The organism is Streptomyces sp. NPDC001315 (assembly GCF_042896175.1).
Classification (GTDB): Bacteria; Actinomycetota; Actinomycetes; order Streptomycetales; family Streptomycetaceae; genus Streptomyces.
Genome location: NZ_JBIAWZ010000002.1, coordinates 463,015 through 488,242, shown reverse-complemented (window position 1 = coordinate 488,242; position 25,228 = coordinate 463,015). Strand labels below are relative to the sequence as shown.

The following is a 25,228-nucleotide window of genomic DNA, read 5'->3' as shown; positions in this document are numbered from 1 at the left end:
TCGACGACATGGCCGACACCCCTCTTGACCTCACGCTGAACGCCGCCGAGCTCACCGCGCGGCTGGTCGACTTCCCGTCCGAGAGCGGCACCGAGAAGCCCCTCGCGGACGCGATCGAGGCCGCGCTGCGCGCCCTGCCGCATCTGACGGTGGAGCGCTACGGCAACAACGTGATCGCCCGTACGAACCTGGGTCGTTCGGAACGCGTCATCCTGGCCGGCCACATCGACACCGTGCCCATCGCCGGGAACGTTCCCTCCCGCCTCGACGAGGAGGGTGTGCTGTGGGGCTGCGGCACCTGTGACATGAAGTCGGGCGTCGCGGTCCAGCTCCGTATCGCCGCCACGGTCCCGTCCCCGAACCGCGACCTGACCTTCGTCTTCTACGACAACGAAGAGGTAGCCGCCGACCTCAACGGCCTCAAGCACGTCGCCGAGGCCCATCCGGAGTGGCTGGAGGGCGACTTCGCGGTGCTGCTGGAGCCGTCCGACGGCCAGGTGGAGGGCGGCTGCCAGGGCACCCTGCGCGTGCTGCTGAAGACGGCGGGCGAACGCGCCCACTCGGCGCGCGGCTGGATGGGCTCCAACGCGATCCACTCGGCCGCCCCGATCCTGGCCCGCCTCGCCTCCTACGAGCCGCGCCACCCGGTGATCGACGGCCTGGAGTACCGGGAGGGTCTGAACGCGGTGGGCATCTCGGGCGGAGTGGCCGGCAACGTCATCCCCGACGAGTGCGTCGTGACGGTCAACTTCCGCTATGCGCCCGACCGCACCGAGGAGGAGGCCGTCGCCCACGTCCGCGAGGTCTTCGCGGACTGCGGGGTCGCGGAGTTCGTGATCGACGACCACAGCGGCGCCGCCCTGCCCGGCCTGTCCCACCCGGCGGCGGCGGCCTTCATCGAGGCGGTGGGCGGCACCCCGCAGCCCAAGTACGGGTGGACGGACGTCTCCCGCTTCTCGGCACTGGGCATCCCGGCGGTCAACTACGGCCCCGGGAACCCGCACTTGGCGCACAAGCGGGACGAACGGGTGGAAACCCGGAAGATCCTGGCGGGCGAGGAGCGCCTGCGCGTCTGGCTGACGACCGGCTGACGGCCGGCCGGCGGGCTGACCGCTTCGCGCAGGACATGCGGGCGTCCCCCGTCCGTAACCCGCGTAGATCTACGCTGAGGTGGAAAGCCCGCAAGTGGAGGGAGCGCACATGCCTACTGGCAACCCCGAGGGCAAGAAGGTGCCGCCGGACGAGCAGCGCCTGGGGCCCGTCCTCCGTAGACGCGGTCAGGTCCAGGCAAGCACGACGGATCAGCGGCTGCTGGACGAGCGCGCCCCCACCGACTGGGTCCACACCGACCCCTGGCGGGTCCTGCGCATCCAGTCGGAGTTCATCGAGGGCTTCGGCACGCTCGCCGAACTCCCGCCCGCGATCAGCGTGTTCGGCTCGGCGCGCACACCGGTGGACACGCCGGAGTACGACGCGGGCGTCCGGCTGGGCCGCGGCCTGGTGGAAGCGGGCTTCGCCGTCATCACCGGCGGCGGCCCCGGCGCCATGGAGGCGGCGAACAAGGGCGCCTGCGAGGCGGGTGGCATCTCGGTCGGCCTCGGCATCGAGCTCCCCTTCGAGCAGGGACTCAACCCCTACGTCGACATCGGCCTGAACTTCCGCTACTTCTTCGTCCGCAAGATGATGTTCGTGAAGTACGCGCAGGGCTTCGTCGTCCTGCCCGGCGGCCTCGGCACCCTGGACGAACTCTTCGAGGCACTGACCCTCGTCCAGACCCAGAAGGTCACCCGCTTCCCCATCGTCCTCTTCGGCAGCGCGTACTGGGGCGGCCTGGTCGACTGGCTCAAGCACACCCTGATCGCCCAGGGCAAGGCATTGGAGAAGGACCTCACCCTGTTCCACGTCACGGACGACGTGGACGAGGCGGTGGGGTTGGTGTCGAAGGAGGCGGGCCGCTAGAACAGGGCTGGAACAGGCGGGCCGTACCAGGGGCGCAGCCCCCTGGTACGGCCGCGGAAAGCTACGCCAGTCCTCGTCGCGCCACCGCAGGCGGGCGGTGACCCGCGATCGACGCCACCATGTCCAGCACCTGCCGCGTCTCCGCCACCTCATGCACCCGGTAGACCTGCGCCCCCAGCCACGCCGACACCGCCGTGGTCGCCAACGTGCCCAGCACCCGTTCCTTCACGGGCTTGTCCAGCGTCTCCCCGACGAAGTCCTTGTTGGACAGTGACACCAGTACCGGCCACCCCGTCTCGACCATCTCCCCGAGCCGCCGCGTCGCCTCGAGACTGTGCCGGGTGTTCTTCCCGAAGTCGTGCCCGGGATCGATCAGCACGGACTCCCTCGGCACCCCCAGCGCCACCGCCCGCTCGGCCAGCCCCACCGTCACCCGCAGGATGTCGGCCATGACGTCGTCGTACGTCACCCGGTGCGGCCGGGTCCGCGGCTCGCTACCCCCCGCATGCGTGCACACCAGCCCCACGCCGTACCGCGCGGCGACCTCCGCCAGCCCGGGGTCCACCCCACCCCACGCGTCGTTCAGCAGATCGGCACCGGCCTCGCAGACCGCCTCCCCGACCTCGGCCCGCCAGGTGTCCACGCTGATGACGACGTCCGGGAAGCGCCGCCGTACCTCCGCGACGAAGCCGACGGTCCGCCGCGCCTCCTCCTCGGCCGTCACCTCTTCCCCCGGCCCGGCCTTCACCCCGCCGATGTCGATGATCGCGGCCCCCTCCGCCACGGCGTGCTCCACGCGCGCGAGGGCGGGCTCGTCCCGGAAGGTCGCCCCCCGGTCGTAGAAGGAGTCCGGGGTCCGGTTCACGATCGCCATGATCACCGGCTCGTGCGCGTCGAATTCACGCCTGCCCAGCCTGAGCATCCCCTGTGACCTCTCCTAGTACGCCCTGGGTACGGCCGGTTCCTCGGCCGCCTGCGACCCTAACTGTCAGACTCGCATGGCACGATCGGACCCTGACACTTTCAGCATCGAGCACACCGAGCGTGGGGACCCAGCGATGGTTATGTTCTTGTTCCTGGTCATCGCGCTCGCCGTGGTGGTCGCCGCGGTGACACTCGCCGTGGTGGGCGGCGGCGAGGGCACCGGCCCACTGCCGGAGGCGGCACCCGAGCGACTGCACGACCCGCTTCCCCCGGAGCGCCCGGTCAGCCGCGCCGACATCGACAGTCTGCGCTTCCCGCTCGCCCCCCGCGGCTACCGCATGGCGGACGTGGACGACGCGCTGAACCGCCTCGGCGCCGAGCTCGCCGAGCGGGACGCCCGTATCGCCGACCTGGAGTCCGCGCTGGCGGGCGCCCGGGCCGCGTCCCGTGTCTCCATGGACAAGCCCGCCGAGGAGGACCACCGGTGAGCGACGGAGCGGCCGTGGCCGGCCCGGACGGCGCCCTGCGCTGCCCCTGGGCCCTGTCCACGCCGGACTATGTGACGTACCACGACGAGGAGTGGGGCCACCCGGTCCACGGCGACGACGCGCTGTTCGAACGGCTCAGCCTGGAGGCCTTCCAGTCCGGCCTGTCCTGGATCACGATCCTGCGCCGCCGCCCGGGCTTCCGTACCGCCTTCGACGGCTTCGTGATCGCCAAGGTCGCCGCCTTCACCGACGCCGACCGCGAGCGCCTCCTCGCCGACGCCGGCATCATCCGCAACCGTGCCAAGATCGACGCCACGCTCGCCAACGCGCGCGTGCTGGCCGAGTGGGCCCCGGGTGAGCTGGACGAGCTGATCTGGTCCCATGCCCCGGACGCGGCGACCCGCCAGGTGCCGAAGACCCTCTCGGACGTCCCCGCGGTCACCGACGAGTCCACGGCCCTGTCGAAGGCCCTGAAGAAGCGCGGCCTGAGATTCGTGGGCCCCACGACGGCGTACGCGTTGATGCAGGCGTGCGGCCTGGTCAACGACCACCTGGAAACCTGCGCACGCCGTACCCCCTGAGGGGCGCGGGGCTGTGTCGAGCCGCGGCTCCGCCGTGTGGGCCCGACCAGCCCCACTCACCCGCACCCGAAACTCAGCGGCCCAAGTACTTCGGCTTCTCCTTGTTGACGAACGCCTGGACCGCGATCGAGTGGTCCTCCGAGGCCCCGGCCCGCGCCTGGAGCTCGTCCTCCTTCTCCAGGGTCTCGGCCAGCGAGTGGGAGAGCCCGTAGAAGACGGCCTCCTTGAGTGCCGCGTAGGCCACCGTCGGCCCCTCGGCCAGCGTCCGCGCGACCTTCTCGGCCTCGCCGCGCAGCTCGTCCGCCGGTACGACCCGGTTGGCGATCCCCAGTTCGTACGCCTCCTGCGCCTTGATGCTGCGCGGGAAGAGCAGCAGGTCGGCGGCGCGACCGGGGCCGACGACCCGCGGCAGGGTCCAGGAGATCCCCGAGTCCGCCGTCAGGGCGACACCCGCGAAGGAGGTGTTGAAGGCGGCCGTGTCCGCCACGATCCGGTAGTCCGCGGCCAGTGCGAAACCGAAGCCGGCTCCGGCCGCGACCCCGTTCACCGCGGCGACCACTGGCTTCGGCGCCCCGGCCAGCGCTCGCACGATCGGGTTGTAGTGCTCCTTGACCGTGCTCATGGTCTGCCCCGACCCGGTCTCCCGGTCGGCGGCCAGCAGCCCGATGTGCTCCTTGAGGTCCTGCCCCACGCAGAACGCCCGGTCACCGGCCGCGGTCAGCAGCACGGCCCGCACCGCGCCGTCGGCGGCCGCCGCCTCGACCGCGTCGCGGAGGGCGACCTTGGTCGAGATGTTCAGCGCGTTCATCGCCTCGGGGCGGTTCAGGGTGATCGTCGCGAGTCCGTCGCTCACCTCGTAGAGCACGGTGTCGGCCATGGCGGAACGCCTCCGGTGTCGTAGCGGGGGACGTACCGGTCGGTACGTCCGGTGTCCGAAGGACAGCATGGCGGAGATCACCGCCCACGGACCTGACCCTACGTGTGACCTGCGTCAAAGAATTCCGGCGGGTTTCTGGTCCGTGGACGTCCGTGCGGCGGCGCAGTATCGCAGTCACATCGCCGAATTGAGTGGTTTTGCTCGCGCGCGTTGCCCAAGCGATGCCGACTGATGTTGGTCATCGGGTCCTGAGATGCGGGATAATGGCCTGGAAGCAATGTGTTCGATGCCGGTGGCGCGGGTCCCACGCTAGGGATCGTGCGTGCCCTCCCAGGGGCCGTCGGCTTTGACGATGAGCTGGTTTCAGGAAGGGGAACGAGCATGGCGGCCATGAAGCCGCGAACGGGTGATGGCCCGCTCGAGGTGACCAAGGAGGGGCGGGGCATCGTCATGCGCGTTCCGCTCGAAGGCGGCGGTCGACTCGTCGTCGAGCTGACCCCTGACGAGGCTGACGCACTGGGCGACGCCCTCAAGAAGGTCGTCGGCTGAGCGCGCAAGCGACCATACCCTTTTCAGTCGCCCCGGCATCCTACGTGGTGCCGGGGTGACTGTTTTGCGGGGGGTACGGCGTTTTCGCGCCGCCCGCTGGAGGCCGTGCGTCAGCGCTTGACCGCGCACAGCAGGCCATCGCCCACCGGCAGCAGCGACGGCACCAGTTCCTGGCTCTCGCGGACCCCACGCAGCAGCTCCCGGATCCGTATGACCTCGGTCGGCTGCGGGCCGGAGTCGACCGTGCGGCCGTTGGCGAAGACGCCCTCGAAGACCACCAGGCCCCCGGGGCGTAGCAGGCGCAACGATTCGGCGAGATAGTCGAGGAACTCCAGCCGGTCGCCGTCGCAGAAGACGAGGTCGTAGCCGGCGTCCGCCAGCCGGGGCAGGACGTCCAGCGCGCGGCCGGGGATGAAGCGGGCCCGGTTGCTGGCGAAGCCCGAGGCGCGGAAGGCCTGCCGGGCGAACTGCTGGTGCTCCGGCTCCGGGTCGACGGTGGTCAGGACGCCGTCCGGGCGCATGCCGTGCAGCAGGTGGATGCCCGACACACCGGTCCCGGTACCGATCTCCGCGACCGCCTTGGCGTCGACCGAGGCCGCCAGCAGTCGCAGCGCGGCGCCCGTGCCGGGCGACACCGAGCGCAGCCCCGCGTCGCGGGCACGGTCGCGGGCCCAGCGCAGCGCTTCGTCCTCGGCGACATAGGCGTCGGCGAACGCCCAGCTCGTCTGCCGGTTGCCGGTAATGGCCCTCTCCTGTCCCGTGGTTGCCTGGGCGTGACTGTATCCGTTGCCGCCGGGAACCCGCAGATGGGACCGGGCGTTTATAGGGGTGGCAGAGACAGCGGGGGGACACAGTTGGATCACGACGACGGACGAGACGACGAGCAACTGCTGACGCAGCCGCATGAGCCGTATCAGCACAGATCAAATTCTCGTAAAACCGCTTATCCGGAGCTAACGGGCGAGGTGGCTATGGTAGGGGCTCCACTGGACACCACCAGAGCCGATAGGGGAGGTGCGGCTGCGCCTGTGGACCGGGGCGGAGTGCTGAGGCGCTTCCTCGGGTCGGCGGGCAGGCCGAAATCCGTGAACGACACCGCTGCTGACCCCAGCCACGCCGCTGACCAGGCCCAGACCGCGACTTTCTCCACCGACGCGGACGGGCAGGCGTGGACTCCGCCCACGTGGGAGGAGATCGTCAGCATGCACAGCGGCCGGGTGTACCGGCTGGCCTATCGCCTCACCGGCAACCAGCACGACGCGGAGGACCTCACCCAGGAGGTCTTCGTCCGCGTCTTCCGCTCCCTGTCGACGTACTCGCCGGGCACGTTCGAGGGCTGGCTGCACCGCATCACCACGAACCTCTTCCTGGACATGGTCCGCCGCAAGCAGCGCATCCGTTTCGACGCCCTCGGTGAGGACGCGGCGGAGCGGCTGCCCAGCCGCGAGCCGTCCCCGCAGCAGGTCTTCAACGACGCGCACTTCGACGCGGACGTCCAGCAGGCCCTCGACACCCTCGCGCCCGAGTTCCGCGCCGCGGTCGTCCTGTGCGACATCGAAGGACTGTCGTACGAGGAGATCGCCGCGACTCTGGGCGTCAAGCTCGGCACGGTCCGCTCCCGGATCCACCGGGGCCGTTCCCAGCTGCGCAAGGCTCTCGCGCACCGCTCGCCGGAGGCGCGCGCCGAGCGCCGCTCCTTCGCGGCCCGTGTGCCCGCTCTGGGGGGAGGGGGCGCGACCGCGTGAGTGGATCACGACCCGATCCGGCCGAAGGGCTCCTGGCCGAGCAGCATCTGGGAGACCGTCTCTCCGCCCTGGTGGACGGAGAGCTCGGTCATGACGCGCGCGAGCGCGTGCTGGCGCACGTGGCGACCTGTCCGAGGTGCAAAACGGAGGTCGACGCCCAGCGTCGGCTGAAGAACGTCTTCGCGGAAGTGGCTCCTCCACCCCCCTCCGAGAGTTTCCTGGCCCGACTCCAGGGGCTTCCCGGGGGAGGTGACCCGGACGGCGGTGGCTCGCCGTTCGGCGGGGGCGGATTCGGCGGATTCTCCGGACGCGCCTCCGGGGGCTTCGGCGGGAGACCCGGGGTCTTCGGCGTGAAGCGGGACGACCCTTTCGACTTCGACTACGTGCCCTCCGGCGAGCACGGTTCCGTGCTGCCGCCCGCCTCCCCGGACCAGGGCTTCCGCATTCATCCGGTCGGTCGGAGCGACGCCGAGCGGCCCGCCTCGCGCGGGCTGCGGTTCGCGTTCGTCGCCGCCGGGGCGGTGTCGCTGGCCGCGGTCGCACTCGGCGGGGTGACCGCCGGAACGCCGGGCGACACGGCCGCTGACGCCCGCGGTGGCTCCGGCAGCGGCAGCAATGTGACGCCGGCGCGTACGCCGGGCACGGGAGCCGCGGCCCCATCCGAGAGCCAGCGGCGCCGCGGGCTCGGTCCGCTCATCGCGCAGGGTCGTCAGGGGTCGCTCGGCGAGAGCCTGGTCGCCCCGACCGAGGCGAGCGCGCCGCTGCTGCCGGGGGTGCCGTCGCCCGGGACGGCCCAGGACATCGTGCACACGCTCACCACACCGGTGATGGCCGGTGCCGCAGCCATGTCCCCCTTGGTGCGCCCGCTCACCGCCATCTCACCGATCGCCCTGACCGCCTGGTCCTCGGCCCCGGAGGTCACCGCTCCCGGCCTGCTCGCCGCACCGGCCCCCGACCCGACTTCGGCCCCTTCCTCCTCTCCGTCGTCCCGCTGACCAGCCGTCCCGCCGACACCGGCCGCTGCGCGGCGGCCCGCGAACCTGGTTGAATCCAGGGTGGGCCGCGCCCACGGCACGCAGCCGGGCGCGGGGGTGGGATTCGATGAGCCGTGGCCGCCGCCGACGTGCCGTGCCGCGGCGGCTGTGGGGAGAACATGAGCGAGGGGAAGCCCACGAAGGCGAAGTGGTGGAGCCGGCCTCGACCGCACGACGGCTCCGCGGAGCGGGCGGCTGCGCCGGAAACCGACGAAGGCGACTTCGAGCTGGAACGGCCCGCCGTGATCGCGGACGGTGACACGCACGAGGGGGACTTCGTGCTGGAACAGCCGGCACCGGCTACGGCATCGGTCGCGGCACCGGCCGCGGCGGACCTCGGGCAGCCGATGGCTGCTGTCCCGGAGGGCGGCCGGGCCGCAGCCGATCCGGACGAGCCGGATGAGTCGCATGAGCCGGATGAGCCAGTGGCGATCGTTTCTGCCCCCGTCCCCGCCCCGCTTCCCGCACCTCCCTCCGCCGACCGCCCCAAGCCCCTGCACGACCCCGACCCCTACAGCACCCCGCCGTACGGCGAACCGGGCCCCTGGGCGCCCGCCCCGCCGGTCCAGCACCCCTCCGCGACGCCCACGCACGGCACGACGGTTCCGGCGCCCGGGCCGGCCGCGAGCACCCAGGGCGCGTCCGCCCCGCACGCTCCGGCCGCCGAGGGAGCCCCTGTTCCGCCCGGCCCGGCTGCTCAGGACGCCGAGCCCGTTCCGTCCGCGCCGCACGGCCCGTACGCCGCACACGGGTTGCCCCCGCACGGTGCCCCCGCCGCAGTTGCTGCCCCTGCCCAGCCCCCTGCCCTCCCGCAGGCCCCCTTCCCGGACACCCCACCCCCCACCGACCCCTGGCAGCGCTACGACCCCTGGGCCCCCGCCCCGCTCGCCACCGCCGCCCCTCTCCAGCTGAACGGGGCCGCTGTGCCCAGCGAGCGGCAGCGCCGCAGCCGGGTGAGGCGGGCGCTCGTCGGCGGTGCGGTGCTGCTCGCCCTCGTGGCCGGGGGCGTCGGTGGCGTCGTAGGGGCGTATCTGGAGCGCAACGGCGGGCTGGGGACCGTAGAGCTGCCGCAGGCCGGTGAGGAGGACACCGGGCGGGCTCCGGACAGCGTGGCGGGGATCGCCGCGCGGGCTCTGCCCGGCGTCGTGACCCTGCACGTCACCGGGGCCGAGGAGCAGGGCACCGGCACCGGCTTCGTGCTCGACACGCGGGGCCACATCCTCACCAACAACCACGTCGTGGAGCCCGCCGGGGCGGACGGCGACATAACCGTGGTCTTCAACGGCGGCGAGACCGCCAAGGCCGAGGTCGTCGGACACGACAGCGGCTACGACCTCGCCGTCGTGAAGGTGACCGGCGTGAGCGGGCTCAGGCCCGTCCCGCTCGGCAACTCCGACAACGTGCGGGTCGGCGACCCCGTCGTCGCCATCGGCGCCCCCTTCGACCTGGAGGGCACGGTCACCTCCGGCATCATCAGCGCCAAGGAGCGGCCCATCACGGCGGGCGGCGAGACGGACGGCAGCGACGTCTCCTACGTGGACGCCCTGCAGACCGACGCGCCCATCAACCCCGGTAACTCCGGCGGCCCCCTCCTCGACTCCCAGGCCCGGGTCATCGGCATCAACTCCGCCATCCGCTCCGCCGACAGCGGCTCGGACTCCGAGACCGGCCAGGCCGGTTCCATCGGCCTCGGCTTCGCCATCCCCGTCAACCAGGGCAAGCGCGTCGCCGAGGAGCTGATCAACACCGGCAGGGCGACCCACCCGGTCATCGGCGTCACGCTCGACATGGACTACACGGGGGACGGCGCCCGCGTCGGCACCAAGAGCGGCGACGGCGGCTCCCCGGTCACCGTCGGCGGCCCCGGCGACCGGGCCGGGCTCAAGGCGGGCGACGTCATCACCGAGGTCGATGGTCGGCCCGTCCACTCCGGCGAGGAACTCATCGTCAAGACCCGCGCCCACCGCCCCGGCGACAGCCTGGAGCTGACCGTCGAACACGACGGCCGGCAGCGGAACGTCACGCTCGTGCTCGGATCCGCGGACGGCGACTGACAGCGAGGAACGGAGTATCGGCCATGACATCGCCCGGGGAGCGGACTCCGGCCGCGATTGACAGAATCCTCATAGGGCAGGACGCGATTCCGGGCCTGACAAGGCAAACAGCGCGAAAAACCGGTCGCCTACACGCACTCGGACGCCTCAGGACGGTACCGGTCGGACAGGTGGGCCGGGTACCGTGGACCCGGCCCGGACCACGGAAGACCGCACAGACCACCGAGGGCCGAGGACCGAGGACATCGCAAGGAGCTTCAGGTGTTCAATGACATAGGACCGCTCGAGCTGATCACGCTCGTTGTCCTCGCCGTGCTCGTCTTCGGTCCGGACAAGCTTCCGAAGGTCATCCAGGACGTGATGCGCACGGTCCGGAAGATCCGTGAGTTCTCGGAGAGCGCCAAGCAGGACATCCGCCAGGAACTGGGCCCCGAGTTCAAGGACTTCGAGTTCGAGGACCTCAACCCCAAGACGTTCATCCGCAAGCACCTGGACAACGACGAGCTGGGGCTCAAGGAGATCCGCAACGGCTTCGACCTGAAGAAGGAGATGGCCGAGGTCACGGACGCGGTGCACGGCCGCGACACCGAGTCGTCGTCCCCCTCCACCTCTTCGGGCGGTCGCATCGACATGACGAAGAAGCCCGACGGCCGCGACGAGCGCCCGCCGTTCGACGCGGACGCCACCTGAGCGCCCGTACCCCTGCCGTCGAGCCCCTGACGCGTCACACACGCCCCGGCGTGTGTGACGCGTTTCATATTCCGCCGCCGCTCCGCAAGGCCTGAACCGGGTGCCGGAACGACCCACGCGCCGGGCGGTTTCCCGGCTGCCCGGAGCGGGGTGGATATGCTGCCGAGTTGTTGCGCGGACCGGACGAGTACGCCCGAAGGGGGGCGGGCTGACCGGATCCGACGAGAGCGAGGAGGCGTCCGGGCACATGGAGACGACACGTGGGGCAGTCGCGCAGGCGCCGGCCGCGGAGGGCGGACAGCAGCCCACCTCGGCCCGGCGCACGGTCGACGGCTACCTGCTGGCGCCCTTCCCCTGGTACGGCCTCGACGAGGCCTTCACGGGGTCGCGTTGGCTGATGCAGGTCGGTACGGCGGCCGACGGCGCCGTCGAACACGGGTCGATCGGGCACGGTGAGGAGCCCTCCGTACGCAACGAGGCGACCGAGGACAAGGAGCGCTTCGCGGTCGTGGTCACCGTCGCCGCCAACCCGGTGCGGCGCAGTGCGGACGGCACCGGCCTGCTGGAGGCCACCTCGGTGTCCTCGGCGGCCTGGCTCGCAGGAGTGGGCCTGCTGTCCTTCACCTGGCCCGGCCACATGGACCACAGCCTGCGCGACTCCTGGCTGGAGCAGCAGACGGAGACGGCGTGGGTGCTGGCTGACGACCTCGGCGGTCCCGACTGGTCCACGCTCTCCCTGCCCGTGGACGGCGCGCCCGTGCCCTTCCACTACCGGGAGTCCGAGTACGGCTGGGTGCTCGCGGGTTCCACGCAGGAAGGGGTGCACGTGGGGGCGTACGGGAGGGGCATGAGTGCGTATGGCCTTGGCTTCGCCATGATCAAGGACATTTCCGCCTACGCCTGAACACGGCGTCCGGGGGGCCGCCGCGGTAATGCGGCGGTCCGGTCCCTCTAGTGTTTGACGAATGCGCGCCAAATTCCTACGGCGGCCACAACCTGGGCGAGAAGCCAGGTGATCTGCCCGGAGAAGCCGCCCAGTTGGTAGATCGACTGCAGCAAGGCGAAACGGCTGGGCCAGTACTGCCGCTCCTGCCTGAACGTCGCCGTATCCATCCAGATACTGGTGAGTGTCAGGATGGTGAGCATGAGCATCGAATAGAAGAGCAGCAGACCTAAATCCGCGTCTGTGAACTCGATGATCAAAGCAGTCAGGCAGGCGGGCACGGCGTAGGCGAAGGTCAGGCTCCACGCGCGCAGGGGGCCGCGGCGGCCGGGCAGCAGGCGCCACAGCGCGCCCAGGACGAAGCCCGCACCGGTCCACGCCACCTGATAGGAAAAGAAGATCGCGACGACACTGGGAATCCGAGTGGGCTCATTGGTGAGCCGCATGACATTCCAGTCGCCCATCATTTCCAGAAACAGCAGGACGCCGCTGGCGGGAATTCCGAAGCAGAATGCCAGACGTGCGGCGTGCAGTGCATTGGACCACCAATGGTCCTCCGGTCCCCAAGCCAGGGCGATGTCCAGTACGGAAATCTGCGAGGGTGGATTTTTCGTGTCGCATCCGGCGACCAGCCACCGACGCTGTCTGTGCAGCTGATCCTCCAATTGCTCGCGTGTCATTCCGCCGGCGCGCCCTTGGTCCAACAGGCGTAGTTGGTGGTTCAGATTGCGGTACTCGTGGGCTTTTGTCATCAGCTCGCGTCGGCGCTTACTGGTTCCCAGCCTCCGCACGTAGAAGCAAAGTCCCATCTGGCTGAATACCGACCATCGCCGCCCCGAGGCGAGAACCATGAACAGTGAGCCGATGTTCAGCCAGAGCCAGACGCTGTACTGCGCGTTGGTGCCCGTGATCGTGGCGCCCCTCAACCCCACGGTGAAGGTGAATACGGCGACGATCAACAGAAGGTCGGGCCTTTCCGGCCCCAAGGAGAATACCACTTTAGGGCCGGCCTGAACCCGTTGTGCCTTGGTGCGAAAGTTCAGCAGGGCGAAGAGCGCGATACCCGTCAAAACCCAGCTGTAGGAGAAAACCCAGGTGAGGATGGTATACGAAAAATTCGCCAGATAATTGCTGACGTATACCCCATGCGCGGCGGGACCTTTTTGGTCGGTGAGCCAGGTGACCCGTTCCCATTGGTTTTCGCTCACCCACCAGAGACACGCGAGCAGGCCCCCGGCGATCACCCCCAGCAGGACCGAGACGCCCACGACGCAGCGCAGCGGCGCGCGGCCCCACCTGACGGTCCAGCGAGTGCGGACCAGTCCTCCCTCGCCTGCGAAGCGCCACGCCCATGCGGCCATCGCCGCCAGCCACAACCACACCGTCGCCAGGCCCATGAGCACATATCCGACCTTGCCGAAGACGGTCGGCGGGCCGGTCGACTCCAGGGTCGGCGACGGCGACAGGCCGAAGAGTTCAGGGGCCAGCACCACCAGCATGCCGACTGCCGCCACCGTCGAGGCACATCCGATGACGGCTCGAGCCTGTCGGCGCCGACGGCCTTCCGGGACGTCGGACTCGTCGGCCAGGGCGCTCGGGGCCGCGGTTGACAGGCTGCGGCTCCAAGGGCGGGCGGCGAAAATCAGGGCCAGGCCGGCGGCAATACAGATGAGCGTGCGCCATCGGGTTTTGACGGGCGGCTGCGAGGTGATCAGGATCAGTATCAGGGCGACTGCACCGCTGAGCAGGGCCCAGAGCAGAACTGGCTGCGCGGGGCTTTCGCCGCGCCTGCCGGAGATCTTGCCGACCCGCCATCTGGGTGCCAACGTCCCGAACGCGGGCGATGCATAGGACCGTTGGGTACGGAGCGCGGCCAGTACGATCACGATCGAGCCGCACACCCACCACGCGGCAATACCCACCGAACCCCAGAACGACTGGTCGTAGCTCAGGATCCAGGACCGTTGCCACGGTAGCTCGACTTCGACCATGATGCGTCCGGGAAGCTGGTTGTTCCATTTCAGGCCGTTCTCGTCGGAAGAGGATGCCTTCCCGTAGCGATCATTGAAATTCAGACCGCCCAGCTTGGCCTCGACGTGCCTCCAGGGGATTGTTTGCAATGTCGGCGACTGGAGGGAAACCTTCCATCTTTCTCCCTCGGTCCTGGCGATCCTCCAAGGACCGAGTTGAAAGGTGCTGTAATCCTTGATCCAGGCGAAGGAATCGTACCGCACTGTAACCGTGCCATTTTCGGAGGTTACCACCGGGTTGTGGGTGCGCCATTCGTTGGGGCGACGGGAATTGTCCTGTCCCCGTAGCAGGCAGCGCATCGCCGTCCGATATTCCGCGGATTCCTCACTGAATGTCAGATGCTTTGCCAGCGGCCATTCCTTCACGGGTACCGTGACAGTCATGCTCGAATAGACCTTGATATAATTTTTGCCGTGTGGATCGAACCGGATCGTGGCGTCAACATCTCTGGTATTAAGTTGATCCGTCAAGCAGACGTCACGATTATCCTGCCGCGCCTCCGCAGGGGAGCATCCCCACCACATCACCGCGATGACCGCCAGCGGCAGAAGTCGCCACCACCGCATCCTCGTCATAGCCCCCGACACCTCCTGCCCGGATAATTTAGACGTGCGTTCTATGGGCCACACCGAGACACACGGCAGGAGGTCCGCAGCCCACCCCTTCGGCCGTGGACTGCGGAATTGCAGGAAATCGGTCAGCGGCTGATAATGGAATCCGATGACCGCCGACTATTTGACGGAGGGGTCATGACCGACACAAACGTGTCCGCTGCGAGGAATCGGCTTCCCCGCTTCGAGGAGGCCGAAGGTCTGGGCCCCCGGGACGCGGCGTTCGTCCGGGATCTGGTGGCGGTGCTGGCCAAGCACGGCAACCTGAACCGTTTCGGCCTGTGCCTTCTGCACGATCACTTCCCGCTCGCCGCGGACGAGGTGCTGGTGGAGACGAACGACTCCAGAACCCGCACGCTCCATGCCCACGTGGAGAAGGTGGACAGCACACGGCACATCAAGGCGTCGCAGTGGCGGTTCGTGCCGCATGCCGACCGCGAGGAGGGAGCGGGGTCAGAGGGGGGTTCCTATCAGGAGATCCTGCTGTGCAGCCCGCTCGACCTGTGCCCGGGGCGCGAGCACTGACGGCGCCCACAAGAAGGGCATGCGACAGAAGGGCATACGACAAAGGGGCACCGTCCGCGAAGGACGGCGCCCCTTTCTCGTAGCACCCCTGGCCAGGACTCCTCGTGGAACCCCTGGCCAGGACTCTCGTGGAACCCCTAGAACTTGTTCTTCGGGGTGATCCCCAGCGACAGGCCCGAAAGACCCCGCTGCCGCCCCCCGAGCTTTCCGGCGATCGACCGCAGTGCGGACCCCGCCGGGGAGTCCGGGTCGGTGAGGACCACCGGCTTGCCCTCGTCGCCGCCCTCGCGCAGGCGGACGTCGATGGGGATGCTGCCGAGGACCGGGACGGTCGCGCCGGTCGTGCGGGTGAGGCCGTCGGCGACCGTCTGGCCACCGCCCGTGCCGAACACGTCGACCATCTCGCCGCAGTGCGGGCAGGGCAGGCCGGACATGTTCTCGACCACGCCGACGATCTTCTGGTGGGTCTGGACGGCGATGGAGCCGGCACGTTCGGCCACCTCGGCCGCCGCCTGCTGCGGGGTGGTGACGACGAGGATCTCCGCGTTCGGGACCAGCTGCGCCACCGAGATGGCGATGTCGCCCGTGCCCGGGGGCAGGTCGAGCAGGAGTACGTCCAGGTCACCCCAGTACACGTCCGCCAGGAACTGCTGGAGGGCGCGGTGGAGCATCGGGCCGCGCCAGACGACCGGGGCGTTGCCCGGGGTGAACATGCCGATGGAGATGACCTTCACGCCGTTCGCCGACGGCGGCATGATCATGTTCTCGACCTGGGTGGGGCGGCCGTCGGCACCCAGCATCCGCGGCACGGAGTGGCCGTAGATGTCGGCGTCGACCACGCCCACCTTGAGACCGTCGGCCGCCATCGCCGCCGCCAGGTTCACCGTCACCGACGACTTGCCGACGCCGCCCTTGCCGGACGCCACCGCGTACACCCGGGTCAGGCTGCCGGGCTTGGCGAAGGGGACCTCGCGCTCGGTCTGGCCGCCGCGCAGCGCGGTCGCCAGCTCCTTGCGCTGCTCGTCGCTCATCACGTCGAGCGTGACGTCGACGCGGGTGACGCCCTCGACGCGGGAGACCGCCTCCGTCACGCGCTGGGTGATCGTGTCGCGCATCGGGCAGCCGGAGACCGTCAGGTACACGGTGACCGCGACCGCTCCGTCCGCGCCGATCTCCACCGACTTGACCATCCCCAGTTCGGTGATGGGGCGGTTGATCTCGGGGTCGTTCACCGTCGCCAGTGCTTCGCGCACCGCGTCTTCCGTAGCCATAAGGAAGATGGTACGGCGCCGGGCGGGGGCCCCGGGAAGTCCGTCAGCGGTCGTCTACGTCACGTGCCGACGGCCGTTCCGACCGTTCTGCCGGGAATGCGACATGTCCGTTCGGGTGCTGATCCCCCAACTCCTTCACCACGTCCTGCAACTCGGAGCGGATCCAGTCGCGGGTGGCCACCTCGCCCAGGCCCAGGCGCAGTGCGGCGATCTCGCGGGTGAGGTACTCGGTGTCGGCGATCGACCGCTCGTTCGACTTGCGGTCCTGCTCCAGGTTGACCCGGTCGCGGTCGTCCTGCCGGTTCTGCGCGAGCAGGATCAGCGGGGCCGCGTAGGAGGCCTGGAGGGACAGCATCAGGGTCAGGAAGATGAACGGGTAGTTGTCGAAGCGCAGGCGCTCCGGCGCGGAGACGTTCCACACCACCCACAGGATGATGACGACCGTCATCCAGACGATGAACCGGCCCGTGCCCAGGAAGCGTGCGATCCGCTCCGACAGCCGTCCGAAGGCCTCCGGGTCCCATTCGGGCAGGATCCGGCGCCGGGGCGGCCGCGGCTGGTCCAGCCGGGCGCGTGGCCGGGTGGTGGCGGTGGCGCCCGCGGGCGTCCGCTCGCGGGTGGTCTCGCGCTCAGGAGCCATGACCGGCTGCTTCCTCGTCGAGGTCGAACTCCGTCTCCCGCCAGTCCTCCGGCAGCATGTGGTCCAGTACGTCGTCCACGGTCACCGCGCCCAGCAGCGAGCCGGCCTCGTCGACGACGGGCGCCGCGACCATGTCGTACGTCGCGAAGAACCCGGCGACGAGCGGCAGCGCCGCGTCCGGGTCGAGGGGTTGCAGGTCGTCGTCGATGATCGCGCTGACCAGGGTGTACGGCGGGTCGCGCAGCAGCCGCTGGAAGTGGACCGTGCCGAGGTACTTGCCGGTCGGCGTCTCGTCGGGCGGGCGGCAGACGTAGATCTGGGCGGCGAGGGCGGGGGAGAGGTCGGGATTGCGGACCCGCGCGAGGGCGTCGGCCACGGTGGCGTCCGGCCGCAGCACGATCGGCTCGGTCGTCATCAGACCGCCCGCGGTGTGCTCCTCGTACGACATCAGGCGCCGCATGTCAGCCGCGTCGGCGGGCTCCATCAGGCTCAGCAGGCGCTCCTTGTCCTGCTCGGGGAGCTCGGAGAGCAGGTCGGCCGCGTCGTCCGGGTCCATCGCCTCCAGGACGTCGGCGGCGCGCTCCTCCTTCAGCTTGCCGAGGATCTCGATCTGGTCGTCCTCCGGCAGCTCCTCCAGGACGTCCGCGAGACGGTCGTCGTCGAGGGCCGCGGCGACCTCCGCGCGCCGCTTGGCGGAGAGGTGGTGCAGGACGTTGGCGAGGTCGGCGGGGCGCAGCTGCTCGAAGGTGGCGAGCAGGTTCTCGGCACCCTGCCCGTGCTCCTCCAGGGAGAATCCGGTGACGGCGGACCACTCGACGGTCAGCGTCTCGCCCTTGTCACGCCGGAAGGCGCTGCTCTTTCTGCCCTTCCGTACGAAGACGCGGTCGATCTCCCAGTCGCGGCGGGCGGGCAGTTGCCGCACCGACAGGTCCAGCACGGTGACCTGCTCGTCGGTTTCCACCAGCGTGACGCGGCGGTCGAGGAGTTCGCCGAAGACGAGGCGTTCGGTGGGCCGCTGCTCGAAGCGGCGCACATTGAGCACGCCGGTGGTGATGACCTGGCCGGACTCGACGCCGGTCACCCGGGTCATGGGCAGGAAGATACGGCGGCGGGTGGACAGTTCCACGACCAGCCCGAGCAGACGCGGCGGGCGCCGCCCGACGCGCAACATGACCACCAGATCGCGGACGCGCCCCACCTGGTCGCCGTTCGGGTCGAAGACCGGGACGCCGGCGAGGTGCGAGACGAAGATCCGGGGGGCGCCGGCTGCCATGGCTGCGCTTCCTTTTCGTGCGAGGCGTATCGTCCTGTGCTGCTTTCCGCAGCTTTCTGCTGCTTTCCCCTTCTCTTTCGGATTGCCCGCTCGGGTGGGGTTCAGGCTAGCCCGTCCCGATCGGCCGCGCCCTGGCGAGCGGTCCGGACGGACTGGCTCCGCTCGTCCTCGGCAACCCCGGTACGCTGCCGTACTGCGTTGAGGACCCGCGAGAAAGGCAGCCCCATCTGTGACTGCGATTCCCCAGGGCCGTGGCCGCCGGGCCGTGTTGGTGAGCGCGCTGTGCGCCCTGGTCGTGACCGGAACGGGACTGACGGGGTGCAGCTCGGACCCGGACTCGGGCACGAACGGGGTGGGCAAGCTGCCCGCCGAGCAGATCCAGACCAGAACCAGAACGGCGGCCTCGTCCGTGGACGCGGTGCGGCTGTCGGGAACCGTGGTCGCCAGCGGGAGCACCTACAAGCTCGACATGCGCCTGAAGTCCGACGGCGGGACCGGGTCGGTCACCTCGGAGGGGGTGACCTTTCAGCTGCTGCGGATCGACGACCAGCTGTATCTCAAGGCCGGCGCGGGGTTCTGGAGCCACGAGGACGGCAAGTCCGACGACGGTGGGACGGACACGGCGGCCGCCGACAAGCTCGACGGCAAGTACGTGAAGGTGCCGCAGGACGACCCCGCGTACAAGAGGTTCAGCGGCTTCACGGACAAGGGCGTCCTCCTCGACGGTCTGCTGACCCTGCACGGCACGCTCGGGACGGACGGCCACCACGAGCAGTCGGGCGTCCGCACGATCCGCATCACCGGCGACGAGGGTTCCGGCGGCACGCTGGACGTCTCCCTGGAGGGCAAGCCGTATCCGCTGCGCCTGGTGCGGGCGGGCGGCGCGGGGACGCTCACCTTCTCCGACTGGGGCAAGGACTTCACCGTCAAGGAACCGGCGAAGGACGACACCGTGGATTACGGGAAGCAACTGCCGACGTCGTAGCCAATGCCGACGCGGCTGCCGACGTCGTAGCGGCTAGCGGCGCTTGCGGTTCTTCAGCAGGAGCCGGTGAAGCCCCGCGGGGATCGGCTGCCGGGTCGTGGCAGGCGTCGGCACCGGCGCCTCGGCCAGGGAGCCGTCGGGAAGCGGCGCGATCGCCCCCGTCGGCTCCAGACGCAGCACCCGGCACTCACGGGACCAGCGGTCCGTCATCGCCTCGCCGTCGGGCGCGTTGAGGCGCTTGCCCTTGAGCTCGGCGACCGCCGCCGCCCACTCCTCGGACCCCGGCGCGAGCTCGACGACCTTCGCGGTCCAGGAGGCCAGCCGGCCCCCCTTGTCCTTGCTGCGGACGGTGACCTCGGCTTCGGTCCCGTCGGCCAGCCCCGGCAGCGGCTGCTCCCCGGGCCCGTCGCCGATCAGGCACGCCGCGCCCTCGTGCCACACGTGCCACAGAGCACGCGCGGCCGGGACACCGGCGCCCCTGACCCAGATGAGGCCGGACTTCTTCGTGGCCTCCTCGACGAGGGCCTGGTCGAGCAGCTCGCTTGTCATGGGCCCAGCCTAACCAGGCACCGTCACAGCCAGCCGTTGCGCTTCAGCGTGCGGTGGATGCCCAGGCAGATGGCCACCATCGCCGACATGACCACGGGGTAGCCGAACTTCGAGTGCAGTTCCGGCATGTAGTCGAAGTTCATGCCGTACACCCCGCACACCATCGTCGGTACGGCGATGATCGCGGCCCAGGACGTGATCTTCCGCATGTCCTCGTTCTGCGCGACGGACGCCTGCGCGAGGTTCGCCTGGAGGATCGAGTTGAGCAGCTCGTCGAAGCCGATGACCTGCTCCTGGACCCGGGCGAGGTGGTCGGCGACATCCCGGAAGTACTTCTGGATGTCCGGGTCGACCAGCCGCATCGGCCGCTCGCTGAGCAGCTGCATGGGGCGCACGAGTGGCGACACCGCGCGCTTGAACTCCAGCACCTCGCGCTTGAGTTGGTAGATCCGGCCGGCGTCCGTGCCGCGCGGGCTGCCCTTGCGCCCCGGCGAGAACACCTCCGTCTCCACCTCGTCGATGTCGTCCTGCACGGCGTCGGCGACCGCGATGTAGCCGTCGACGACGTGGTCGGCGATGGCGTGCAGCACGGCCGACGGGCCCTTCGCGAGCAGCTCGGGGTCGTCCTGCAGGCGGTGGCGCAGCGCGCGCAGCGAGCCCTGGCCGCCGTGCCGGACGGTGATGAAGAAGTCCCTGCCGGTGAAGCACATGACCTCGCCGGTCTCGACGACCTCGCTGTTGGCGGTGAGCCGGTCGTGCTCGACGTAGTGGATGGTCTTGAACACCGTGAACAGGGAGTCGTCGTAGCGCTCCAGCTTCGGCCGCTGGTGCGCCTGCACGGCGTCCTCCACGGCCAGCGGGTGCAGCCCGAACTCGCCGGCGATACCGGCGAATTCGGCCTCGGTCGGCTCGTGCAGGCCGATCCACACGAAGCCACCGTCGCGGCGCACCTGGCGCATCGCCTCGTGCGGGGTCAGCGGCTTCGCGGTGGCGAGGCGGGCACCGTCGCGGTAGACGGCGCAGTCCACGACGGCGGACGGCGTCGAGGGGTCGCGGGTGGTGTCGTACACGCCGCTGTCCATGCGCAGGCCGTCCTTGCGCGTCGAGACGCGGGACGGACGGACCACGGCACGCAGGTCGCGGATCATCGACATGGGCTGGCTCCTTCGCAACGAGCAACGAAAGGCCGCCGGTGAACGGGTGGAACTACCCGGAATGGGGACGTCCTGACTGCGGATGTTTGGCACGTCCACAAAGCGGGGAGCACCGCACCGTTGCGGTGGCGAGCTTCGCTACTGATACAGGTACTGATTCAGGTCACACGGATCAGACAGATCAGGCAAAACGAAACGAAGTGCTCTTCCGTAGCGATACGGGCGCGAGAGGTGGCAACCAGCCAGAATCGGAGCAGCAGCTACATCAGCGGCCGGAAGAGCGGGTGGTACTGCCAGGTCGACTTCGGTCCATTGCAGCCCCACCTCCTCCGGCCGGTCCCTCGTAAGGGAGTCCCATCGGCGTCGGGGCTTGATCGCGACGCTTCTGCGTGCTGCCCCGAACCACCGAGCAAGAGTATCAGCCGACTGAAGTGTCAAGGTGCTGCTTTGCCCGGTGCTGACGAGTTCTATGCTCGCCGCATGGCTGATGTTCTTCCTCTGGTCGAGGCCCGGTTGCGCACCGCGCTGGGCGAACCGGACGCGCGCGCCGCGGTCACCTTCCTCGGTACGGACCGCATCGAGGTGCTGCGATTCCACGACGACTCCAGGGAAGGCGCTGTCGTCCGTTACGCCACGCTCGGCATGTCCGCGCAGCCCATGGCGGACCCCACCGCGGTGCTCGCCGACCCGGTCAAGGGTCCCCGCGCCGAGCTGGTCCTCTCCGTCCGCGCGGGCGTCGCCGACACCGACAAGGTGCTGCGTCCGCTCGCCGTGCTTGCCGCGTCCCCGCAGGTCGAGGGTCTGGTCGTGGCCCCCGGCGCCTCCCTCGACGTGGGCGGGCCGCTGTGGCCCGGCGCTCCCTTCACCTCGGTCCTGGTCGCCGAGCCGGGCGGTCTGGTCGAGGACCTGGAACTGGACGAGCCGCTCGACCCCGTACGGTTCCTGCCCCTGCTTCCCATGACCCCCAACGAGGCGGCCTGGAAGCGCGTCCACGGCGCGCAGGCCCTCCAGGAGCGCTGGCTGACGAACGGGACGGACCTGCGGGATCCGTCCCGCAAGTCCGTCCCGCTGGAGTGAGCAAGCTCACCAACTCCTGACCGGAAACGGTCAGTTGGCGAACACGGTGACGCCGTCCTCCGTCGCGTGCCGCGTCTGGAGTTCCTCCGCGTCGTGAGTGAGCGCCTTCCGTCGTACGAAGACCACCACGGCGCCGATGACGGCCGCGATCGCCGCGACCACGAACGGGATGTGGATGTTGCTCCACTCCTCGATCTTCGGCGCGAAGTAGGGCGCCGCGGCGGCCGCGAACCACCGTACGAAGTTGTAGCCCGCGCTCGCCACCGGGCGCGGTGCGTCCGACACGCCGAGCGCCAGCTCGGTGTAGACGGTGTTGTTCACGCCGATGAAGGCACCGGACAGGATCGTGCACACGATGGCCGTGGTGTGGTCGCCGTAGCCGAGGACGAGTACGTCGACGGCGAGCAGCACGAGCGAGCCGCCGAGCACCTTCACCGAGCCGAACCGCTCCTGCACCCGCGGGGCCACGAACACCGAGAACACGGCGAGCAGGACACCCCAGGCGAAGAAGACCGCACCCGACTTGTACGGCGTCATGTTCAGCACGAACGGCGTGAAGGCCAGCACGGTGAAGAACGTGTAGTTGTAGAAGAAGGACGAGACCGCCGCCGAGGCCAGTCCGCCGTGGCCGAGCGCCTTGATCGGGTCGAGCAGGGACGTCTTGCGCGCCGGCTTCGGCTGCTCCTTCAGGAACAACGTGATGCACAGGAAGCCGACCGCCATCAGGAACGCGGTGCCGAAGAACGGGTAGCGCCAGCTGGCGTTGCCGAGCAGCGCGCCCAGCAGCGGGCCGCACGCCATGCCGAGGCCGAGGGCGGACTCGTACAGCAGGATCGCGGCGGCGCTTCCGCCGGCGGCCGCGCCGACGATGACCGCGAGGGCCGTCGAGACGAAGAGGGCGTTGCCGAGACCCCAGCCGGCCCGGAAGCCGACGAGCTCGCCGACCGAGTTCGATGTGCCCGCGAGGCCCGCGAAGACGACGACGAAGGCGAGGCCGAGCAGCAGGGTCCTGCGGCCGCCGATGCGGCTGGAGACGAAGCCCGTCACCAGCATCGCGACGGCGGTGATCAGGAAGTACGAGGTGAAGAGCAGGGAGACCTGGCTTGCCGTGGCGTTCAGGCCCTGGGCGATGGACGGCAGGATCGGGTCGACGAGGCCGATGCCCATGAACGCGACGACCGACGCGCCGGCCGTCGCCCAGACCGCCTTGGGCTGTCGCAGGAGGCCGCCGGCTCCGGCGTCGAGGGGGTCCATTGGGTTCTCCAATCCGAGGAGGAGATAGTTGGTATATGCACATAGTAAGTTAGGGCGGCTAATTAATGCAAGGTACACGTAGTTTTTTGGAGTGGAGGTGACCCTGCGGCGGGTTGGCGGCGGGTTCCGTCCGGACGGGTGATCGTCCTTGACGTGGGCGTGCCGGGGTAGGACCGTGGGGCCCTATGAGGGGCGAACCCAGTTGCCCGAAGTGTGGTGGCCGGGTCAGGGCTCCCGGACTCTTCGCCGATTCCTGGCAGTGTGATGTGCACGGCACCGTGTATCCGCTGCAGCCCGTGATCCCGCCCAGCGTCGAGGCCCTCAGTGTCGTGGTGCACCGCACCCAGGTGCCGGTGTGGATGCCGTGGCCGCTGCCGGTCGGCTGGCTGTTCACGGGGGTGACCTACGCGGGCGACGAACGCAGCGGCGGCCGCGCCACCGTCGTGGCCTGCTCCGGACCCGGCCCGCTCGGCGGTATGGGTGAACTGATCCTGGTCGCCGAGGAACTCGGTGTCGGCCTCGGCGCGCGGTACGCCGGCATCGACGGCCCGGACCCGGGGCCGTACATGAACGTCGAGAAGCCGCCCCAGGCCAAGGTCCTGGCCGCCGGCCGCCCGACCCCGCTCTGGCACGTCTCCGGCTCCCCCGATGACCGCGCCGTCTTCGCGGGCGAGGCGCTCGGGCTGTGGCTGTGGGCGGTGGTGTGGCCCGAGCAGTCGGGGCTGCTGATGTACGACGAGCTGGTGCTGACCGACCTGCGGGACGCCGGGGCCGAGCTGGAGCTGGTGCCGTGCGGGGCACTGTCGCCGCGGCTGCTGGAGCCCTAGGCGCGAACCGTCGGCACCCACGGTGCGGTTGTCGGTGCCTTGGGCGCGAACCGTCGGCACCCACGGTGCGCTTGTCGGCGCCCTGGGCGCGAACCGCTGGGACCGACAGTGGGGTTGCCGGGGCCCTGGGCGCGGCTGCTGGGACTCCGGGTGCGGTTGCTGAAGCCCTGGGTGCGGTTGCTGGACGCTTGTGGCTCTGTAGGGGGCGTACCAGGGTTGCGGGGGTGACAGGAGTGTTCCGGTTTCCGGCTATGCTGGAGCGTCCCCTTCCGCCCCGTCACCGCCTGGAGCTCGCGTCGTGCGCATCGATCTGCACTGCCACTCCACGGCTTCCGACGGTACGGACACCCCGGCCGAGCTGGTACGCAACGCCGCCGCGGCCGGACTGGACGTCGTCGCGCTGACCGACCACGACACCACCCGTGGGTACGCCGAGGCGACCGCCGCGCTGCCGGAGGGACTCACGCTGGTCACCGGCGCCGAGCTGTCCTGTCGTATCGACGGCGTCAGCATGCACATGCTGGCCTACCTCTTCGACCCCGAGGAGCCCGCCCTGCTCGCCGAGCGCGAGCTGGTACGGGACGACCGGGTGCCGCGCGCCAGGGGCATGATCGCCAAGCTGAACGAACTGGGTGTGCCCGTCACCTGGGAGCAGGTCGCGCGGATCGCCGGCGACGGCTCGGTCGGGCGGCCGCATGTCGCCTCCGCGCTCGTCGAGCTCGGCGTCGTGCCGACCGTGAGTGACGCGTTCACCCAGGACTGGCTGGCCGACGGGGGCCGGGCCTTCGTGGAGAAGCACGAGACCGACCCGTTCGAGGCGATCCGGCTGGTCAAGGGCGCCGGGGGAGTCACGGTGTTCGCGCACCCGGCCGCCGCCAAGCGGGGCCGTACGGTGCCGGAGTCGGCGATCGCCGAGATGGCCGCCGCCGGACTGGACGGCATCGAGGTCGACCACATGGACCACGACCCGGACGCACGGGTGCGGCTGCGCGCCCTGGCCGCCGACCTGGGGCTGCTGGTCACGGGATCCTCGGACTATCACGGCAGCCGGAAGACGGTCTCGCTCGGCGAGTACACGACGGACCCCGAGGTGTACGGGGAGATCACCCGGCGGGCGACCGGAGCGTTCCCGGTCCCGGGGACCGGCGGAGTCTGAGACTCACCTCCGCGCGCCCCCCTTCACTCAT

The 25,228-nt window shown here is 69.9% G+C and carries 25 protein-coding genes; 15 read left to right on the top strand and 10 right to left on the bottom strand.

Features of this window, described 5'->3' with window-relative positions; all coding sequences use genetic code 11:
* Positions 1 to 8 precede the first annotated feature (8 nt).
* On the top strand, positions 9 to 1,091 hold the full coding sequence (gene dapE, locus ACFY16_RS09360; RefSeq protein ID WP_390646490.1) for a succinyl-diaminopimelate desuccinylase: 1,083 nt from the start codon (positions 9 to 11) through the stop codon (positions 1,089 to 1,091).
* A 109-nt stretch (positions 1,092 to 1,200) separates the two neighbouring features.
* Positions 1,201 to 1,959 carry a TIGR00730 family Rossman fold protein gene (locus ACFY16_RS09355; protein ID WP_390646489.1) on the top strand — a complete coding sequence of 253 codons (759 nt, stop codon included), beginning with the start codon at positions 1,201 to 1,203 and terminating at the stop codon, positions 1,957 to 1,959.
* A gap of 61 nt (positions 1,960 to 2,020) precedes the next feature.
* On the opposite strand, the gene folP is transcribed toward ACFY16_RS09355, so the two are convergent.
* On the bottom strand, positions 2,021 to 2,881 hold the full coding sequence (gene folP / locus ACFY16_RS09350; protein WP_390646488.1) for a dihydropteroate synthase: 861 nt from the start codon (positions 2,879 to 2,881) through the stop codon (positions 2,021 to 2,023).
* A 142-nt stretch (positions 2,882 to 3,023) separates the two neighbouring features.
* Here folP and ACFY16_RS09345 point away from each other — a divergent pair, with 142 nt between their 5' ends.
* Positions 3,024 to 3,371 (top strand): DivIVA domain-containing protein, encoded by a 348-nt coding sequence (locus ACFY16_RS09345; protein WP_390646699.1) that lies wholly within the window; start codon positions 3,024 to 3,026, stop codon positions 3,369 to 3,371.
* A complete protein-coding gene (locus ACFY16_RS09340) occupies positions 3,368 to 3,952 on the top strand; it encodes a DNA-3-methyladenine glycosylase I (protein WP_390646487.1) in 585 nt (194 codons plus the stop codon). Before ACFY16_RS09345 ends, ACFY16_RS09340 begins: the two co-directional genes overlap by 4 nt.
* 73 nt (positions 3,953 to 4,025) lie before the next feature.
* On the opposite strand, the gene ACFY16_RS09335 is transcribed toward ACFY16_RS09340, so the two are convergent.
* Positions 4,026 to 4,829 carry an enoyl-CoA hydratase/isomerase family protein gene (locus ACFY16_RS09335; RefSeq protein ID WP_390646486.1) on the bottom strand — a complete coding sequence of 268 codons (804 nt, stop codon included), beginning with the start codon at positions 4,827 to 4,829 and terminating at the stop codon, positions 4,026 to 4,028.
* Positions 4,830 to 5,210: 381 nt separating this feature from the next.
* Between ACFY16_RS09335 and ACFY16_RS09330 the strand changes: the two genes are divergently transcribed.
* Entirely contained in the window at positions 5,211 to 5,378 is a 168-nt protein-coding gene (locus tag ACFY16_RS09330; protein ID WP_003966491.1) for a DUF3117 domain-containing protein, read from the top strand.
* Positions 5,379 to 5,488: 110 nt separating this feature from the next.
* On the opposite strand, the gene ACFY16_RS09325 is transcribed toward ACFY16_RS09330, so the two are convergent.
* On the bottom strand, positions 5,489 to 6,241 hold the full coding sequence (locus ACFY16_RS09325) for an O-methyltransferase (RefSeq protein WP_390646698.1): 753 nt from the start codon (positions 6,239 to 6,241) through the stop codon (positions 5,489 to 5,491).
* Between the two features lie 180 nt (positions 6,242 to 6,421).
* On the opposite strand from ACFY16_RS09325, the gene sigE reads away from it, so the two are divergent.
* The 5 genes from sigE to ACFY16_RS09300 all read left to right on the top strand — a co-directional run bounded on the left by sigE (position 6,422) and on the right by ACFY16_RS09300 (position 11,805).
* Entirely contained in the window at positions 6,422 to 7,123 is a 702-nt protein-coding gene (gene sigE / locus ACFY16_RS09320) for an RNA polymerase sigma factor SigE (protein ID WP_390646697.1), read from the top strand.
* Positions 7,120 to 8,118, top strand: a complete 999-nt coding sequence (locus tag ACFY16_RS09315; protein WP_390646485.1) for an anti-sigma factor family protein — start codon at positions 7,120 to 7,122, stop codon at positions 8,116 to 8,118. The genes sigE and ACFY16_RS09315 overlap by 4 nt, the downstream gene beginning before the upstream one ends.
* A gap of 158 nt (positions 8,119 to 8,276) precedes the next feature.
* Entirely contained in the window at positions 8,277 to 10,211 is a 1,935-nt protein-coding gene (locus tag ACFY16_RS09310; protein WP_390646484.1) for a trypsin-like peptidase domain-containing protein, read from the top strand.
* A 261-nt stretch (positions 10,212 to 10,472) separates the two neighbouring features.
* Complete coding sequence (locus ACFY16_RS09305; protein WP_390646483.1) at positions 10,473 to 10,901, top strand: sec-independent translocase; 429 nt, start codon at positions 10,473 to 10,475, stop codon at positions 10,899 to 10,901.
* 247 nt (positions 10,902 to 11,148) lie between these two features.
* Positions 11,149 to 11,805, top strand: a complete 657-nt coding sequence (locus ACFY16_RS09300) for a hypothetical protein (RefSeq protein ID WP_390646482.1) — start codon at positions 11,149 to 11,151, stop codon at positions 11,803 to 11,805.
* Positions 11,806 to 11,852: 47 nt separating this feature from the next.
* On the opposite strand, the gene ACFY16_RS09295 is transcribed toward ACFY16_RS09300, so the two are convergent.
* A complete protein-coding gene (locus tag ACFY16_RS09295; RefSeq protein ID WP_390646481.1) occupies positions 11,853 to 14,450 on the bottom strand; it encodes a DUF6185 family protein in 2,598 nt (865 codons plus the stop codon).
* A gap of 174 nt (positions 14,451 to 14,624) precedes the next feature.
* Between ACFY16_RS09295 and ACFY16_RS09290 the strand changes: the two genes are divergently transcribed.
* Complete coding sequence (locus ACFY16_RS09290; RefSeq protein ID WP_390646480.1) at positions 14,625 to 15,011, top strand: hypothetical protein; 387 nt, start codon at positions 14,625 to 14,627, stop codon at positions 15,009 to 15,011.
* 137 nt (positions 15,012 to 15,148) lie between these two features.
* On the opposite strand, the gene ACFY16_RS09285 is transcribed toward ACFY16_RS09290, so the two are convergent.
* Genes ACFY16_RS09285 through ACFY16_RS09275 form a run of 3 tightly spaced genes read right to left on the bottom strand, consistent with a single transcriptional unit; the run spans position 15,149 to position 18,195 of the window.
* Entirely contained in the window at positions 15,149 to 16,282 is a 1,134-nt protein-coding gene (locus ACFY16_RS09285; RefSeq protein ID WP_390646479.1) for an Mrp/NBP35 family ATP-binding protein, read from the bottom strand.
* A 43-nt stretch (positions 16,283 to 16,325) separates the two neighbouring features.
* Positions 16,326 to 16,922 carry a DUF1003 domain-containing protein gene (locus tag ACFY16_RS09280; RefSeq protein ID WP_390646478.1) on the bottom strand — a complete coding sequence of 199 codons (597 nt, stop codon included), beginning with the start codon at positions 16,920 to 16,922 and terminating at the stop codon, positions 16,326 to 16,328.
* Positions 16,912 to 18,195 carry a magnesium transporter MgtE N-terminal domain-containing protein gene (locus ACFY16_RS09275; protein ID WP_390646477.1) on the bottom strand — a complete coding sequence of 428 codons (1,284 nt, stop codon included), beginning with the start codon at positions 18,193 to 18,195 and terminating at the stop codon, positions 16,912 to 16,914. The genes ACFY16_RS09280 and ACFY16_RS09275 overlap by 11 nt, the downstream gene beginning before the upstream one ends.
* Before the next feature lie 229 nt (positions 18,196 to 18,424).
* Between ACFY16_RS09275 and ACFY16_RS09270 the strand changes: the two genes are divergently transcribed.
* Complete coding sequence (locus tag ACFY16_RS09270; RefSeq protein ID WP_390646476.1) at positions 18,425 to 19,180, top strand: hypothetical protein; 756 nt, start codon at positions 18,425 to 18,427, stop codon at positions 19,178 to 19,180.
* A gap of 33 nt (positions 19,181 to 19,213) precedes the next feature.
* On the opposite strand, the gene ACFY16_RS09265 is transcribed toward ACFY16_RS09270, so the two are convergent.
* Positions 19,214 to 19,729, bottom strand: coding sequence for a hypothetical protein (locus ACFY16_RS09265; RefSeq protein WP_390646475.1), 516 nt, complete (start codon positions 19,727 to 19,729; stop codon positions 19,214 to 19,216).
* A gap of 23 nt (positions 19,730 to 19,752) precedes the next feature.
* Positions 19,753 to 20,883 carry a magnesium and cobalt transport protein CorA gene (locus ACFY16_RS09260; protein ID WP_390646474.1) on the bottom strand — a complete coding sequence of 377 codons (1,131 nt, stop codon included), beginning with the start codon at positions 20,881 to 20,883 and terminating at the stop codon, positions 19,753 to 19,755.
* 480 nt (positions 20,884 to 21,363) lie between these two features.
* On the opposite strand from ACFY16_RS09260, the gene ACFY16_RS09255 reads away from it, so the two are divergent.
* Positions 21,364 to 21,960, top strand: a complete 597-nt coding sequence (locus ACFY16_RS09255; protein ID WP_390646473.1) for a suppressor of fused domain protein — start codon at positions 21,364 to 21,366, stop codon at positions 21,958 to 21,960.
* A 30-nt stretch (positions 21,961 to 21,990) separates the two neighbouring features.
* Here the strand turns inward: ACFY16_RS09255 and ACFY16_RS09250 are convergent, their stop codons facing one another.
* Positions 21,991 to 23,214, bottom strand: coding sequence for an MFS transporter (locus ACFY16_RS09250; RefSeq protein ID WP_390646472.1), 1,224 nt, complete (start codon positions 23,212 to 23,214; stop codon positions 21,991 to 21,993).
* A 185-nt stretch (positions 23,215 to 23,399) separates the two neighbouring features.
* Between ACFY16_RS09250 and ACFY16_RS09245 the strand changes: the two genes are divergently transcribed.
* Complete coding sequence (locus ACFY16_RS09245; RefSeq protein WP_390646471.1) at positions 23,400 to 24,041, top strand: DUF6758 family protein; 642 nt, start codon at positions 23,400 to 23,402, stop codon at positions 24,039 to 24,041.
* 298 nt (positions 24,042 to 24,339) lie between these two features.
* Positions 24,340 to 25,197, top strand: coding sequence for a PHP domain-containing protein (locus ACFY16_RS09240; RefSeq protein WP_390646470.1), 858 nt, complete (start codon positions 24,340 to 24,342; stop codon positions 25,195 to 25,197).
* The last annotated feature ends 31 nt before the right edge of the window (positions 25,198 to 25,228 follow it).